We start from the raw sequence: 14,477 nt of genomic DNA on the forward strand, positions 1-14,477 counted from the left end.
ACCGTCAATTCGTCGCGAAGAGCATCGCCGTGGGCTGCACCGCCGCGGCGCGGGCGCTGGCCGACCTAGGCAAGCGGGATGAGCAGTCGGCCGATCGCCCCGCCCCACCCTACTGTCCCGTCTCGGCCGTACGGGTCAGTTGCCCTATTCGGGTGAGCGCAGCCCAAGGGGACCGGAGGTGCTGTGCCGCAGGCCGACCCGGGCTCGCCTATCTGGTCCGGAAATAGTCACAGAACGGTAAATTGACCCCAACTGGTCTCGTGCCCTCCGCCCGGCCGACGGAAGGGAGGAACGGTGCGCCCTGAGCGGATACGTCTGCTGTGGCTGCTCGTCCTGACTGCCGTGCCGGCGGCGGCCGTGGCGGCCGTGTTGTACGCCGTCAACTTCACCTCGGCGTTCGGCCTGGCGCCCCAGGCCAGTGCGATCTCGCCGTACGGGGCGTTCTTCGACCTGCGCTGGGTGCTGGTGTATCACAACTCCTGGGCCATGTTCGCCGGCCTGTTGCTGGGCGCCATCGTGCTCCGCGGCCTCTTCTCGGCCGTACTGGTCGCGCTCGCCTGGCCGGCCGAGCGGCCGTGTCCGTCGTTTCGCCGGCTGGCCGGTCGCAACCTGGTCTTCGCGGCCGTCGTCGTCGTGATTCTCTCGCCGTGGACCGCGCTGGCCGTGGTCGCCTCGGACGTTTCGCTGGCCTATTTCCAGTTCCTTGAGTTGGTGCCGGTGATGATCCTGGCCCCGCTGCTACAGCGGGGCGGGATCGTGCCGGACTGGTGGCGCGGCCTGCCGTCGGCCGCCACGGTCGGCTGGTCGCTGCTCAACTTCGTGACCCTCACCGCGGGCGCCGCGCTCGTCTGGTCCGTCCCGGATTGGTTGACGGTACCGACAGCCGCCGCGGCCGGAATGGTCAACGGCCTGCTGTGGCAGCGAAAGGTGCGCGCCACGGTGCTCCAGCAACGGGTGCGGTGGTCCCGAGTGCCCGTAACGCCGCTGGTCGTCGCCTTGGTGGTGAGCAGCTTGCTGTTGGTCGAATACGTGGAGGACCTGGGGGCTCGCGGCGCAGGCCAGTCGCTGCAGCCCATCGACGCCCTGCCGCAGTTCGGGGACATCGGCCATCCGGTGATCTTCCTCGGCGGTTACAACTCGGCCCATCATGGCGACCCGTCAGCATCCCAACCTCCCGTGGTGCGCTTTTCGTACCGGGGCACCGACCACCACGGCAAGCCGGTGTTCTACTCACCGGTCGACACCCACCAGTCGCTGTCCACCAGCGCCCAACTGCTCGCCACCCAGGTGGATCAGCTTCACTCGCGTAGCGGTAAACCAGTCTCGCTGGTCGGACAGAGCGAAGGCGCCCTCATCGTCCGCTACTACCTGGACCGCTACCCGCACCCCGCGGTCGACACGGTGGTCCTGGACAGCCCAATCCTGAGGGCCGGGCGTGCCTACTACCCGCCGCCGCAGGCTCGTTCGGGCTGGGGCGTCGCCACCGGTTGGCAACTGCGCGGCATGTTCAAGCTGATGGAAGCCACTAGCGACGCGCCGGACACGCCCGACTCGCCGTTCATTCGCTCCCTGCTGGACGACGCGCCGTTCTACCGCAACCGCCTGCTCTGCCCGGTGCCGGGCGTGCGGATGATCGCGCTGTTGCCAATTGTCGACGCCATCACGGTCCCGGCAGAGCTCAACGCCCAGATTCCCGTGATCCAAATGCCCGGCTTCCATGGCCACCTGATCGACCGGCCAGCCGGACTGCGCCACCTGGCCGATCACCTCACCGGCAAGCCGCCGAGCAACCTGCTCCGTTGGGAGTACTCGGCCCTCCAGCGGTTCGCCGGGGCATGGCAGGCGCCACCCCTGCCGTTAGCACTCAATCCGGCGTGGCATGCCGCCGACCAGCCCGATGCGGCATTGCGACGGGAACCCTGCCGGCCCTGAGCTGAACCGCCAGGGTCGACTGCGGGGCCGGACGGTCAACGGCACGCGGACGTTACGCCGGGAACGCCGCCTCTGGCAGGGCCGGCCACCAGGGCGGTCAGCCCGCCGGTGTCGAGCAGGTCGGCCCGGCCGTGCGGTGACGCGTAGCGGCAAGAAACAGCAGGTCGGTCCTGCTTCAAGAGAGTGCGCCCGGCAGGATTCGAACCTGCGGCCTTGGGATTAGAAGTCCCCTGCTCTATCCGCTGAGCTACGGGCGCGTGCCGTGGATCGTCGCGCGAGAAGGGTACCGCCGCGCCCCCGGTCAGCGGGGAAACGGGTGGCCCCGACCACGTCGGCGGCCCAGCCTGCCACAGGCCACCGCCGCAGGCCACCCGGATTGTCCCGGCCGCCCGCCGCGCCGCCGTCCCGTCGTACGCTCGGCGTCGTGCTGCTTGATCCGGACACCGAGAGTGACGTCGCGTACGAGCTGTGCCAGCTCGTCGGGCGCGCGATCCTGCCGGTCCGCGCGGGCGACGACCTCGGGACGGCGTTCTTCTTCGCGACGGCCGGCGGCGGGGAGTACCTGCTGACGTCGGAGGCGCTGACGCGGGCCCCGACCGGTGATGTCGGTTTGCGGCCGAGCGTGACCGAGCCGGCGGACGTCGCCGGAGACACGCTCACCGTGCCGGACTTCGTCCGAGGATGGTGCCGGCCGGGCACCGGTGCGGCGGTCATGCCGACCGCCGGGCTGCACGAGCTGGCCGAGAGCGCGGGCTGGCGGTGGCGTACCCAGCAGGTGCCGGAGGTGATCGCCGCCGACAGCGACGCGATCGCCGGACTCGGCGCGGAGCCGGGGTCGGCCATCGTCCTCGCGCTGGGGGTCGGCGAAGGCGGCACGCGCCCGCTGGAGGTGGCCATCGAACGGTACGCGCGGGAGGGCGACACCGTCCGGCTCACCGCCGACCTGCCCGACGGGTACGTGGGCGCGCCGGTCTTCGCCGTGCTGGCCGGTAGCGACGGCGAGGTCGGGCTGAGCTGCCTGGGGCTGGTGCTGCCTGCTGACGGAGACGGTCACCCGGTGGCGACGTTCGACACCATCCGGGCGGCCGTCGCCGACCTCGCCGGCTGAGCGCGTCTCAGCCCTGCGGTACGGCGGTCTCCGCCTCCGGCCGGCGGGGTGCCGGTGGCGTGCCGTCCGCCGCCGCGCGCTCCTCGTCGGTGACCGTCGGTCCGGCACCGAGGAAGGCGTCGGCCCAGCGGCCGACCTCGGCGAAGACCTTCTCACGTACGGCGGGGCCGGAGAGCGTGAGGTCGTGCAGGCCGCCGTCGAAACGGGCCAGGGTGACGTGCCGGCCCAGCCGGGGCGCCCAGCGGACCATGTGCTCCACGTCCAGCACGGCGTCGGCGAGGGAGGCCCCGTCCTGCCACTTGAGCCCCTTGAAGCTGCGGGTGGACGCGGCGACCAGCACCGGCACCGGGATGTCGAGCCCGGCGCGGAGCTGCTGCTGGCCCCGGCGGACCGCGGCCAGCCAGCCGGCCCGCACCGGGAATCCGGCGAGCGGCTTCCAGGCCAGGTCGTAACTCCACTCGCCGCGGTGGTCGGCGTGGAGGCTCTCGCCGTACACCGTGCCGAGGCCGGCGCGGATGACGCGCTTCGGCGCGCTGCGGGCCAGGCGCGCGACGGCGGCCGCGCCGGGCCGCCGCAGCACCCACGGAAGGTTGAGGTCGAAGAAGGGGCTGTTGAGGAAGAGCCCGTCGACCGGGCCGGCGTCGCGTCGGGCGTGCGCCCACAGCGAGATGATCAGGCCGCCGGTGGAGTGGCCCATGCCGAGCACGATGTCGTGCCCGTCATCCTCGCGGATGATCTTCGCGGCGGCGTCCAGCTCCGGGAGGTACTCGTCGAGGTCGAGGCAGAAGTTCGGCGTCTGGTGCGGCAGCAGGCTGCGCCCGTACTTGCGCAGGTCCAGCGCGTAGAAGTCCCAGCCCCGCTCGACGAAGAAGTCGGCCAGGTGGGTCTGGAAGAAGTAGTCGACGAAGCCGTGGACGTAGAGCACGGCCCGCCCGGTGGGCCGGTCGGCGCGGCGGCGGACCAGGGTCGCCACCACCGGGCCCTCGTCGTCGGTGCCCAGGTCGATCGTCTGCCGCTCGTACGGCGGCCCCAGCACGTCCGGTTCCACGACAGCGACGGTACGCCGGCAAGCTACCCGGCGGTAGCCCTCCTCCGCATGAAGGGCGGAGGAGGGCGTACGCCTCAGGCCGTCTCGGCGTCGGCGCGGACCGGCTCGGTGTCGGCGACCTGCTGGTCGTCCGACTGCTGCCCGGTGTCGCGCAGGTGCTTGTTGTGCCGGGGCTCCTGGCGGGTCTTCGCGTCGTTCAGGCGGCGCCGCAGGTCGTCCCGCACATCGTTGAGCGCGGCGTGCAGATCCTCCTCGGCGGAGGTGGTGACGATCTTCTGCCGGCCGGCGATCCAGCACTCCAGGGTGACCTTCTGGCCCTTGGCCGCGCGGTCCTTGACCGACACCTCGAGCTCGGTGGCGTCGGCGTGGAAGCCGGCCAGCCGGGCGTCGAGCGTGGCGAACTGCTCGGCTATCCCGGCCTGGTCGCCCTGCGAGAAGCCCGCCCCGACGCGCAGGCACTCGGCGACGGTGGCCGGGTTCGTCACGGCGCTCATCGCTGGACCCGCCGGGTGCCGGTGGTGGTCGTCGTCATGATCGCTGACCTTTCGTTCGGGGTGCTGTGCCTTGATCAAAGCCATACCCAACGGCTTCCGTTCCGGAACGTGATCGATCCCGCGGCTGGCCTTCGCCGCCACCACCCGGCCGGCGGCCCTAGCACACCGGGGCCTTGATCAGGTTGTTGTCCACAGGCGGCGTCGCTGTCCACAGGTCGACGCTCCGGGGTCGCGGTGGACGCGGTCGGCGGCCAGGCTCGGTCCCGAGTCGACTCGCTGATGGCAAGCCCGATCTCCCCTGGAGGGACGATGTTCGACACCTACGTGACGATCGTGGGCAACGTGCTCACCACACCCGAGTGGCGGCGTACCACCCAGAGCCAGACCCTGGTGGCCAACTTCAAGGTCGCCTCCACCGCCCGCCGGCTGGACCGCGACAGCGGGCGCTGGGTCGACGGAAACAGCCTCCGCGTCCGCGTGAACTGCTGGCGGAAGCTCGCCGAGGGCGTGGCCGCCTCGGTGATGGTCGGCGACCCGGTGATCGTGTGCGGGCGGCTCTACACCCGCGACTGGACCGACGACGCCGGCAACCACCGCACCCTCTACGAGCTGGAGGCCGTCGCCGTGGGGCACGACCTCTCCCGGGGGCGCGGCCGGTTCCTGCGCAACCGTCCGACGAGGGCGACAAGCGCCGTGGAGGACGCCGAGGCCGAGCAGCGCGTCCACGGCGAGCCGACCGAGCCGGTGCCGCCCGCCGAGGCCCCGGCCCTGCTCGACCACCAGCCGCTCGACGACGACTTCGAGATGCCCGAGTTCGCGGCGGCGCGGGCCCGGTCGGGGTCGCTGAGCTTCAGCCTGGTGGACCCGCTGGACGGTCCGCTGGAGGCTTCGCCGGGCGACTCCGGCCCGGAGGACGACGAGCCCGACCTGACCGACGAATCCGGCGACGGTGCGATCCCGGCCGGTGCTCCCGACCGGAGCCCGGGTGGGACCGACCTGCTCGGCGGGACCGACCTGCTCGGCGGGACCGACCTGCTCGGCGGGACCGACCTGCTCGGCGGGGCGGACCTGGTCGGGGAGCCGGGCCTGATCGAGGAGGCGGACGGGGTCGGCGAGACGGACCGGGTCGGCGGGTCCGAGGCCGGGCCGGTGGCTGGCGGCCGGGGCCGGCGAAGCCGCGGCCGGGCGCCGACGCCGGCCTGACCGGGGTCGGCTCTGCCTGGTGGCGGGCTCTGCGTGGTGGCCGCTCTGCCCGGTGACGGCTCGGCCCGGTGACGGCTCTGCCCGTGGGCTGTGTCCGGGGGCAGAGCCGCGCCTGGCCGCTGGTGCGACGGGGGCGGGGTGGCGGTGGCTGACGGCCGTCACCCCGAGCGCAGACGGGCGGGCCGGGCTCTGGGCGGTCGTCACGATCGGATACGCCTCAGCGGCGGTCGTGGCGGCATGTCGAGTCGGTGGGACGTGTCCGATCACGGGCGGCCGGTGCGGCGCCCGGTGGCAGTCACGGAACGTGATGGGCGGGGGCGGTGGGCGGGAGGGGGAGGGGTGGGGCTCGGTTAGGCTGGCCGGCCGGAGGTGATGCCGGTGCGGCAGGCGACGCCGGTGGCGACCGCGGCGGGACTGGTTGCGGGCTACGCCCTGGATGCCCTGGTCGGCGACCCCCGCCGGTGGCACCCCGTGGCGGGGTTCGGCCGCGCGGCCGGTGCCCTGGAACGGCGGATCTACCGGCCCGAGCGGACGGCCGGGGCGGCGTACGCGGCGTTGGCGGTGGGCGTGCCGGTGCTGCTCGGGGCGGCGGCGACGGTCGCCACCCGGCGGCGGCCGTTGGCCCGCGCCGCCCTGGTGGCTGCCGGCACGTGGACCGTGCTGGGTGGGCGTACCCTGCGGCACGAGGCCACGGTGATGGGCCGGACGCTGCGCGACGGCGACCTGCCGGGGGCCCGGCAGCGCCTCGGTCACCTGTGCGGGCGGGACCCGTCGGCGCTGGACGAGCCCGAGCTGGCGCGCGCCACCGTCGAGTCGGTCGCTGAGAACACCTCCGACGCGGTCGTCGCTCCCCTCTTCTGGGGCGCGGTCGCCGGCCTGCCCGGCCTGCTGGGCTACCGCGCGGCGAACACGCTCGACGCGATGGTCGGCCACCGCTCGCCCCGGTACGCCCGGTTCGGGACGCCGGCCGCGCGCCTCGACGACCTGCTGAATCTCGTCCCGTCCCGGTTGACCGGGCTGCTGACGGTGGCCGTCGCCCCGGTGGCGCACGGCGACCGGGCGCGGACCTGGCGGATCTGGCGCCGTGATCGCGACGACCACCCCAGCCCCAACGCGGGGCAGTGCGAGGCGGCGATGGCCGGGGCGCTGGGCGTCCGGCTCGGCGGTCGCAACGTCTACTTCGGCCGTTCCGAGGTGCGCCCCTTCCTCGGCGACGGGCCGCGGCCCGAGGCCCGCCACCTGCCCCGGGCCGCCCGGATCTCCGGTGCGGTGGGGCTCGCCGCGCTCGGGCTCGCGGCGGCGTACCCGCTGACCGTCGGCCGGCTGCTCGGTGCCGCCGGCCGGCGGCTCACGGCGGGACTGGGCGCCCCGAGCGGTCGGGTCACGGGTGCCGCCGGCCGCCGGCTCGCGGCGGGGCTCGCCGACCGGGCCGGCCGGGTCGCGGTGGGTCCGGGTCGCACGAGCGGCCGGGGGAGTGGGCGGTGAGCGGCGGCCTGCTGGTCGCCGGCACCACGTCCGACGCGGGCAAGAGCGTGCTCACCGCCGGCATCTGCCGCTGGCTGCACCGGCGGGGCGTGAAGGTCGCGCCGTTCAAGGCGCAGAACATGTCGAACAACTCGGCCGTGGTGGTCGGCCCGGACGGGCGCGGCGGCGAGATCGGGCGCGCGCAGGCCATGCAGGCTGCGGCCTGCGGTCTCGCCCCGGACCTGCGGTTCAACCCGGTGCTGCTCAAGCCGGGCAGCGACCTCGCCAGCCAGGTCGTGCTGCTGGGCGAGGCCGTGGACACGATCACGGCCGGCACCTTCCGGCAGTTGCGGCCCCGCCTCGCCGAGACCGCGTACGCGGCACTGGCCGAGCTGCGGGCGGCGTATGACGTGGTGATCTGCGAGGGGGCGGGCAGCCCGGCGGAGATCAACCTGCGGGCCGGCGACTACGTCAACATGGGGCTGGCCCGGCACGCCGGCCTGCCCACGATCGTGGTCGGTGACATCGACCGCGGCGGTGTGTTCGCCTCGATGTTCGGCACCGTCGCCCTGCTCGACCCGGACGACCAGGCCCTGGTCGCCGGCTTCGTCATCAACAAGTTCCGGGGCGACCTCGGGCTGCTCCAGCCGGGGCTGGACATGCTGCGCCAGGTCACCGGCCGCCCCACGTACGGGGTGCTGCCGTGGGCGCTCGACCTCTGGCTGGACGCGGAGGACTCGCTCGCCTACGGGCGGGTGCTGGGCCGTCCGGCCGGCCCGCGCGGCGACGAGTGGCTGGACGTGGCCGTGGTCCGGCTGCCCCGGATCAGCAACGCCACCGACGTCGAGGCGCTCGCCACGGAGCCCGGCGTCCGGGTGCGCCTCACCGTCGAGCCGGCCGAACTCGCCGCCGCCGACCTGGTCGTCCTGCCCGGTTCGAAGTCGACCGTGGCGGACCTGGCCTGGCTGCGGGAGACCGGGCTCGCCGACGCGGTGCTGGCCCACGCCGGTGCCGGCCGCCCCCTGCTCGGCGTCTGCGGCGGGTTCCAGATGCTCGGCCGTGCGATCCACGACCCGGTGGAGAGCCGTCGGGGCAGCGTGCCCGGCCTCGGCCTGCTGCCGATCGAGGTCACCTTCGACCCGCGCAAGACCGTGCGCCAGTCGGCCGGCACGGCGTGGGACGGCGTCCCGGTCCACGGCTACGAGATCCACCACGGGTACGTCTCGTCCGCCGACCCGGACCTCACCCCGCTGCTCGCGTACGCGGACGGCACCGGCGAGGGCGCGGTGACCGGCGGGGTGTACGGGACGCACTGGCACGGTGCGTTCGAGTCGGACGCCTTCCGCCGCCGATTCCTGACCGAGGTGGCCCGCCAGGCCGGGCGGGCCGGCTTCCGCGTCGCCCCGGACACCTCCTTCGCCGCCGCCCGGGAACGCTCGCTGGACCTGCTCGGCGACCTCGTCGAGGAGCACCTCGACACGGACGCCCTGTGGCGCCTCATCGAGTCCGGCCCGCCGGCCGACCTCCCGTTCATCCCACCCGGCGCCCCCACCGCCTGACCCCGTACCGGGCCGCACGCCGGGGTGCCTCGCCCCCTCGACTCCGCGATCTTGCACTTCCTGCCCGGACCAATGCCCGCAGAAGGGGCATATGAAGGGCCGAAAGTGCAAGATCGCGGAAGGGTGGGGCGGGTCAGTAGCGGATGTCGGCGGGGCGGTCGGACATGGGGAGTCCGGCTTGCTGCCACGCCTCCACGCCGCCGATGACGTCGGTGGCGCGGTGCAGGCCGAGCGCCCGCAGGCTCGCCACCGCCAGGCTGGAGCTGTAGCCCTGGCGGCACACCAGCACGATCTTCAGGTCGTACCCGGTGGCCTCGGGGATCCGCCAGGCGCTCGCCGGGTCCAGCCGCCACTCCAGGATCGTGCGGTCGATGACGATCGCGCCGGGCAGGTCGCCCTGCTCCCGCCGCTGCGCGTCGGAGCGGGTGTCGATCAGCAACGCCCCGGTACGGACCGCCTCGACCGCCTGGTGCGGGGTCAGCCGGCGCACCCCGGCCCGGGCCTGTTCCAGCAGGGCGTCGACGCCCGGACTCATCACGCTGTGGGACACGAGCCGATCATCCCGCCCGGCCCCCTGCTCCGCCGCCCGAACGGTCCGGCTGCCCACCACGACCGCCCGAACGGGCGACGGGCCGCCGGTCGCCCCGGCGCCGCCCGCTACGGTCGGCGCGTGGAGGTGGCGGTGCTGGAGGCGTACGCCCAGCTGGCGCGCCGGGTGCGGGCGGCCCCGGCGCGGTTGGGACGGACCCGGCTGGTGGCCGTCGACGGGCCGAGCGGCGCGGGCAAGAGCTGGTTCACGGCGCGGCTCGCGGACGCCCTCGCCGAGTTGCCCGGCGGCGCGCGGCCGCCCGTGGTGCACACCGACGACCTGCTCGACGGCTGGGACGACCAGCTCACCTTCTGGTCCCGCCTGGAGGAGTGCGTCCTCGCGCCGGTCCGTGAGGGCCGGCCGGGGGCGTACCGGCGGTACAGCTGGGTCCGCCGGGACTTCCTGCCCCGCCCGGTGCCGGTGCCGGTGGCGCCGGTGCTCCTCGTGGAGGGGGTGAGCGCGGCGCGCGCCGCGGCCGTGCCGGACCTGAGCCTGGCGGTGTTCGTCACCGCCCCGCCGGAGCTGCGGCTCACCCGCGCGGTGGCGCGGGACGGCCCGGGCATCCTCCCGGAGCTGCGCCGCTGGCACACGGGCGAGCGGGCCCACTTCGCCGCCGACGGCACCGAGGAACGGGCGGACCTGGTGGTCGACGGGGCGCCGGACCTGCCGCACGACCGGTCCCGCTACTACCTGCGGCGGGGCGGCCCGGGTAAGGCCGGAATACGATGCCGGTCATGACCACACCGATCATGTCCGAGTCCGACCTGCGGGCCGCCGTCGAGCGGGAACTGCCCGGCGTCCGCGCCGACCTCGAACGTCTCGTCCGCATCCCCGGCATCGCGTTCGAGGGCTTCGACCACTCGCACGTCGAGCGTTCCGCCGAGGCGGTCGCCGAGCTGCTGCGGGGCTGCGGCCTCGACGTGAAGATCGTGCGTGCTGGCGGCCAGCCGGCCGTGATCGGGACGAAGCCGGCCCCGCCCGGCGCGCCGACGGTGCTGCTCTACGCCCACCACGACGTGCAGCCGGTCGGCGACCTGTCGCTGTGGGAGTCCGACCCGTTCGAGCCGGTCGAGCGGGACGGTCGGCTCTACGGCCGCGGCGCGGCCGACGACAAGGCCGGCATCATGGCGCACATCGCGGCGCTGCGGGCGTTCGGCGACGCGCTCCCGGTCGGCGTGGCGCTCTTCATCGAGGGCGAGGAGGAGTACGGCTCCGACTCGCTGGAGCAGCTGCTCGCCGAGCACCGCGACGAGATCGCCGCCGACGTGATCGTGATCGCCGACTCCGGCAACTGGGACGTCGGCGTACCGGCGCTGACCACCTCGCTGCGCGGCATCGTCAACTGCTTCGTGGAGGTGCGCACCCTCGACCACGCCGTACACAGCGGCATGTTCGGCGGCGCGGTGCCGGACGCGCTCACCGCGCTGGTCCGGCTGCTCGCCACCCTGCATGACGACGCCGGTGACGTTGCCGTCGACGGCCTGGTCCGCCGGGAGATCGCGAACGTGGACTACCCCACGCACCGGTTCCGTGCCGAGGCTGGGCTGGCCGAGGGCGTGCAGTTCATCGGCACCGGCCGGATCACCGACCGGCTCTGGAACAAGCCGGCCCTCGCGGTGCTCGGCGTGGACGCGCCGGCCACCGGCGAGGCGCCGAACGCCCTGGTTCCGGCCGCGAAGGCCAAGCTGAGCGTGCGGCTCGCGCCGGGCGACGAACCCAACCGGGCGTACGCGGCGCTGCGCGCCCACCTGGAGAAGCACGCCCCGTGGGGCGCCCAGGTGACGGTGACCTTCGAGCACGACGGCGACCCGTGCGTCATCGACGCCTCCGGCCCGATGTTCGACGCCGCCCGCTCGGCGTTCCGGACCGCCTGGAACGGGACCGACCCGGTGGACATGGGCGTCGGCGGATCGATCCCGTTCATCGCCACGTTCCAGGAGATGTTCCCGGCCGCCGCGATCCTGGTGACCGGCGTGGAGGACCCGCACGCCCGGGCCCACGGCCCGAACGAGAGCCTGCACCTCGGCGAGTTCGCCCGGGTCTGTCTCGCCGAGGCGCTGCTGCTGCGCAACGTGGCCGAAGCGGCTCGCGGGTGAGCTGAGTCGAGCCGGGTGTCGGAACCGTAACTTCCTGGTCCATCTGGGAGTTTGCGGTGTGTCGGGCGCGGGGCTGTTATAGCCTTTCGTACATGAGTACGAACGAGGTGATGGCCCGCCTGGAGGCCGCCGTCAGCGCTCTCGGGGACGTCGACGTCTCCGCGTGGTCCGAGGACACGCTCAAGGAACAGCTCGGTGAGCTGTCCGCCGCCCTGGTCGCGCTCGACTCGTTGCTGTCCCGGGTCGCCGACGAGGTGCGGGCCCGTGGCCTGCGCATCGAGGAGCCCGTCTCGGCCTGACCCCGCGAGACCGGCGTTGACCGGCGCGTCCTGGCGGCGCGAACACCCGGCGCGGTCCTGACCGGGCGAGACCCGGGAGTGGCCTCGACGGCCGCGGCCTGGAGCGGCCCCGTTCTGCGCGCGGCCGCGAGCCGCCGGCGCCGGCGCGGTGGGTACGGACGGCCCGGGCACGGCAATGCCCGGGTGGTGTCGGGGGTGGCTGGCAGGATGGAGCCCGTGCGGTTCCTGGACCTGGCAGCCACCTCCGCCGCCGTCGCCGCGACCAGCGGTCGTCGTGCCAAGGTGGAGCTGCTCGCCGACGCGCTGCGGCGCCTCGAGCCGGACGAGGTGGCGGCCGGTTCCGGCTACCTCGCCGGCGAGCTCCGGCAACGCCAGACCGGGGTGGGCTGGGCGAGCCTGCGTGACCTGCCGCCACCGGCCGGCACCCCGACGTTGACCGTGGCCGCGGTCGACGCGGCGATCGAGGACATCTCGTCGGTACGCGGGGCGGGCTCCCAGGCCCGCCGTCGCGCGCTGCTGCATCGGCTCTACGCGTCCGCCACGGCCGACGAGCAGCGGCTGCTGACCGGGCTGTTCAGCGGGGAGCTGCGCCAGGGTGCCCAGGCCGGTCTCCTCGCCGACGCGGTGGCCCGCGCGGCGGAGGTGCCGGTCGCGGCTGTCCGCCGGGCGCTGCTGCTCGCCGGTGACCTGCGCGCGGTCGCGGTGGCCGCGCTCGACGGCGGCGCGGCCGCGCTGGCCGCGTTCGGTCTCCAGGTCGGGCGTCCGCTCGCACCGATGCTGGCGCAGAGCGCCCCGTCGGTCGACGAGGCGCTCCTCGCCACCGGCGTGCCCGCCGTGGTCGACGTCAAGCTCGACGGCATCCGCATCCAGGTGCACCGCTCAGGGCAGGACATCGCCGTGTTCACCCGCAGCCTCGACGACATCACCGTCCGGGTGCCGGAGGTGGTCGCCGCCGTCCGCGCGCTGCCCGCCCGCGAGCTGGTGCTCGACGGCGAGGCCATCGGGCTGGACGCGACCGGGCGCCCGCTGCCGTTCCAGGAGACCTCCAGCCGGGCGGCGCGCCGCACCACACCCAGCACCACCGGCGGCACCCCGGTCGCCCCGGCCGTGCTCGCCGCCGCCGAGACGACCGGCGAGGCCGTGCTCACCCCGTACTTCTTCGACCTGCTGCACCTCGACGGCGAGGACCTGATCGACCGGCCGGGCCGGGAACGGTGGGCCGCGCTGGCCGGCGCCGTCGACCCGCAGCTGCTGGTCGGGCGGGTGGAGGTCGACGGCCCGGAGGCGGCGGGTGCGGCGTTCGCGGCCGCCGTCGACGCCGGGCAGGAGGGCGTGGTGGTGAAGGCCCCGGACGCCCCCTACGACGCCGGCCGCCGCGGTGCCGCCTGGGTCAAGGTCAAACCCCGGCACACCCTGGACCTGGTGGTCCTCGCCGTCGAGTGGGGCAGCGGGCGGCGCCAGGGCTGGCTGTCGAACCTGCACCTCGGCGCGCGCGACCCGCGTACCGGGGACTTCGTCATGCTGGGCAAGACCTTCAAGGGGCTCACCGACGAGCTGCTGCGCTGGCAGACCGAGCGCTTCCTCGACCTGGCGGTGGAGAAGGGCGACTGGGTGGTGCGGGTCCGCCCCGAGCAGGTGGTCGAAATCGCCTTCGACGGCGTGCAGAGCAGCTCCCGCTACCCCGGCGGGGTGGCGCTGCGCTTCGCCCGCGTGGTGCGCTACCGGGACGACAAGACGGCGGCCGAGGCGGACACGATCGACGCGGTGCGCGCGATCCACGCCGGTCGCCCCACCGGCTGACGGCGGTCAGACCGACGCGGGCTCGGCGGCGCGGTCGGTGGGCCGCTCGGGCGTCACGCCGGCGCGGCGGCGGGCCTCCCGCCGGGCGAAGAAGCCGTAGCCGAACAGGGTCATGCCGGCGAAGATCCACCACTGCACGACGTAGCCGAAGTTCTGCCAGTTGTTCGTGTAGCCGACGGGGATCGCCGCGAAGGTCGGGTCGGCCGCCGGGGTCTGCTCGTCGAGCAGCACGTACGCGCCGTGCACCGGGTAGGGCAGCTCGCGGGCCAGCCGGGGCAGCATGATGCGGCGCGTCTCCAGCTTGCCGTCGCGCCGGGCGACCGGGACGGAGCCGCCCTCGCCGGGGCGGACCCGGCCGGTCACGGTCACCTGACCGGCGGGCGTCGCCGGCACCACCGGCTGCGCGGTCGCGTCGCCGCCGGGGGCGGGCGGGATCCAGCCCCGGTCCACGAGGACGGCGGTGCCGTCGGCGAGGACCAGCGGGGTCAGCACCTCGAAGCCGACCGTACGGTCCACCGAGCGGCCCCGGACCAGGATCACGTTCGAGTCGTCGTAGCGGCCGGTGACGGTGACCTTCGTCCAGGTCTTCTCGTCGGTCGGCGGCTGACCGACGGTGCCGGCGGGCCCGGTCGGGGCGGCCACCGCGTCGCGCAGCGGCACCGGTGTCATCCGCCGGCCGGCGTCGATCCGCTCGTTGATCTCCGTCCGCTCGTGGTAGCGGTCCAGCTGCCAGTTGCCCAGCAGCACCATCACCGCCGCCGCGACCAGGGTCAGCGCGAGCGCGCCCAGCCAGCGCGGCGTCAGCAGGAACCGGTACACGACCACGAGATTACCCGTATGACCTGGGCCACCGGCCCGCGCGACCCCGTGGCGACGCGACCGGCC

General features: G+C 74.3%; 11 protein-coding genes, 1 tRNA gene and 2 pseudogenes. 9 read left to right on the forward strand and 5 right to left on the reverse strand.

What is annotated here, in order from left to right:
* Window positions 1-294 precede the first annotated feature (294 nt).
* The gene (locus tag HCJ94_RS14170) at window positions 295-1,932 is read left to right on the forward strand and encodes an esterase/lipase family protein (RefSeq protein ID WP_168001480.1); all 1,638 of its coding nucleotides are present in this window, start codon (window positions 295-297) and stop codon (window positions 1,930-1,932) included.
* Window positions 1,933-2,116: 184 nt separating this feature from the next.
* On the opposite strand, the gene HCJ94_RS14175 is transcribed toward HCJ94_RS14170, so the two are convergent.
* Window positions 2,117-2,189, reverse strand: a tRNA-Arg gene (locus tag HCJ94_RS14175).
* A 167-nt stretch (window positions 2,190-2,356) separates the two neighbouring features.
* Between HCJ94_RS14175 and HCJ94_RS14180 the strand changes: the two genes are divergently transcribed.
* Entirely contained in the window at window positions 2,357-3,040 is a 684-nt protein-coding gene (locus tag HCJ94_RS14180) for a hypothetical protein (protein ID WP_168001481.1), read from the forward strand.
* A gap of 7 nt (window positions 3,041-3,047) precedes the next feature.
* Here the strand turns inward: HCJ94_RS14180 and HCJ94_RS14185 are convergent, their stop codons facing one another.
* A complete protein-coding gene (locus HCJ94_RS14185; RefSeq protein ID WP_168001482.1) occupies window positions 3,048-4,088 on the reverse strand; it encodes an alpha/beta hydrolase in 1,041 nt (346 codons plus the stop codon).
* 74 nt (window positions 4,089-4,162) lie between these two features.
* Window positions 4,163-4,582, reverse strand: a complete 420-nt coding sequence (locus tag HCJ94_RS14190) for an HPF/RaiA family ribosome-associated protein (RefSeq protein ID WP_168001483.1) — start codon at window positions 4,580-4,582, stop codon at window positions 4,163-4,165.
* A 309-nt stretch (window positions 4,583-4,891) separates the two neighbouring features.
* On the opposite strand from HCJ94_RS14190, the gene HCJ94_RS14195 reads away from it, so the two are divergent.
* The 3 genes and pseudogenes from HCJ94_RS14195 to HCJ94_RS14205 all read left to right on the forward strand — a co-directional run bounded on the left by HCJ94_RS14195 (window position 4,892) and on the right by HCJ94_RS14205 (window position 8,808).
* A complete protein-coding gene (locus HCJ94_RS14195) occupies window positions 4,892-5,785 on the forward strand; it encodes a single-stranded DNA-binding protein (protein ID WP_240944214.1) in 894 nt (297 codons plus the stop codon).
* Between the two features lie 378 nt (window positions 5,786-6,163).
* A pseudogene (locus tag HCJ94_RS14200) lies at window positions 6,164-7,165 on the forward strand (cobalamin biosynthesis protein); the annotation flags it as partial.
* 101 nt (window positions 7,166-7,266) lie between these two features.
* The gene (locus tag HCJ94_RS14205; RefSeq protein ID WP_168001485.1) at window positions 7,267-8,808 is read left to right on the forward strand and encodes a cobyric acid synthase; all 1,542 of its coding nucleotides are present in this window, start codon (window positions 7,267-7,269) and stop codon (window positions 8,806-8,808) included.
* A gap of 133 nt (window positions 8,809-8,941) precedes the next feature.
* Here the strand turns inward: HCJ94_RS14205 and HCJ94_RS14210 are convergent, their stop codons facing one another.
* Entirely contained in the window at window positions 8,942-9,343 is a 402-nt protein-coding gene (locus HCJ94_RS14210) for a rhodanese-like domain-containing protein (RefSeq protein WP_168001535.1), read from the reverse strand.
* Between the two features lie 6 nt (window positions 9,344-9,349).
* Here HCJ94_RS14210 and HCJ94_RS14215 point away from each other — a divergent pair.
* From HCJ94_RS14215 to HCJ94_RS14230, 4 genes and pseudogenes are all read left to right on the forward strand, one after another.
* Window positions 9,350-10,154: pseudogene (locus tag HCJ94_RS14215) on the forward strand (uridine kinase family protein); the annotation flags it as partial.
* Window positions 10,147-11,493, forward strand: coding sequence for a dipeptidase (locus HCJ94_RS14220; protein ID WP_205801270.1), 1,347 nt, complete (start codon window positions 10,147-10,149; stop codon window positions 11,491-11,493). The pseudogene HCJ94_RS14215 and the gene HCJ94_RS14220, both read left to right, overlap by 8 nt.
* A 92-nt stretch (window positions 11,494-11,585) precedes the next feature.
* Window positions 11,586-11,792, forward strand: a complete 207-nt coding sequence (locus HCJ94_RS14225; RefSeq protein WP_168001487.1) for a hypothetical protein — start codon at window positions 11,586-11,588, stop codon at window positions 11,790-11,792.
* 216 nt (window positions 11,793-12,008) lie between these two features.
* The gene (locus HCJ94_RS14230) at window positions 12,009-13,592 is read left to right on the forward strand and encodes an ATP-dependent DNA ligase (protein ID WP_168001488.1); all 1,584 of its coding nucleotides are present in this window, start codon (window positions 12,009-12,011) and stop codon (window positions 13,590-13,592) included.
* 6 nt (window positions 13,593-13,598) lie between these two features.
* Here HCJ94_RS14230 and HCJ94_RS14235 read toward each other — a convergent pair whose 3' ends face one another.
* Window positions 13,599-14,417, reverse strand: coding sequence for an SURF1 family cytochrome oxidase biogenesis protein (locus tag HCJ94_RS14235; RefSeq protein WP_168001489.1), 819 nt, complete (start codon window positions 14,415-14,417; stop codon window positions 13,599-13,601).
* Window positions 14,418-14,477 lie beyond the last annotated feature (60 nt).

The sequence above is a fragment of the Micromonospora thermarum genome (assembly GCF_012034245.1).
In the GTDB taxonomy this organism is placed as follows: Bacteria; Actinomycetota; Actinomycetes; order Mycobacteriales; family Micromonosporaceae; genus Micromonospora; species Micromonospora thermarum.

What these genes read in the sequence shown, in the direction of transcription:
- HCJ94_RS14190 (WP_168001483.1), bottom strand. Translation starts at nt 4,582, where the DNA reads ATGAGCGCCGTGACGAACCCGGCCACCGTCGCCGAGTGCCTGCGCGTC.
- HCJ94_RS14195 (WP_240944214.1), top strand. Translation starts at nt 4,892, where the DNA reads ATGTTCGACACCTACGTGACGATCGTGGGCAACGTGCTCACCACACCC.
- HCJ94_RS14210 (WP_168001535.1), bottom strand. Translation starts at nt 9,343, where the DNA reads ATGAGTCCGGGCGTCGACGCCCTGCTGGAACAGGCCCGGGCCGGGGTG.
- HCJ94_RS14220 (WP_205801270.1), top strand. Translation starts at nt 10,147, where the DNA reads ATGTCCGAGTCCGACCTGCGGGCCGCCGTCGAGCGGGAACTGCCCGGC.
- HCJ94_RS14225 (WP_168001487.1), top strand. Translation starts at nt 11,586, where the DNA reads ATGAGTACGAACGAGGTGATGGCCCGCCTGGAGGCCGCCGTCAGCGCT.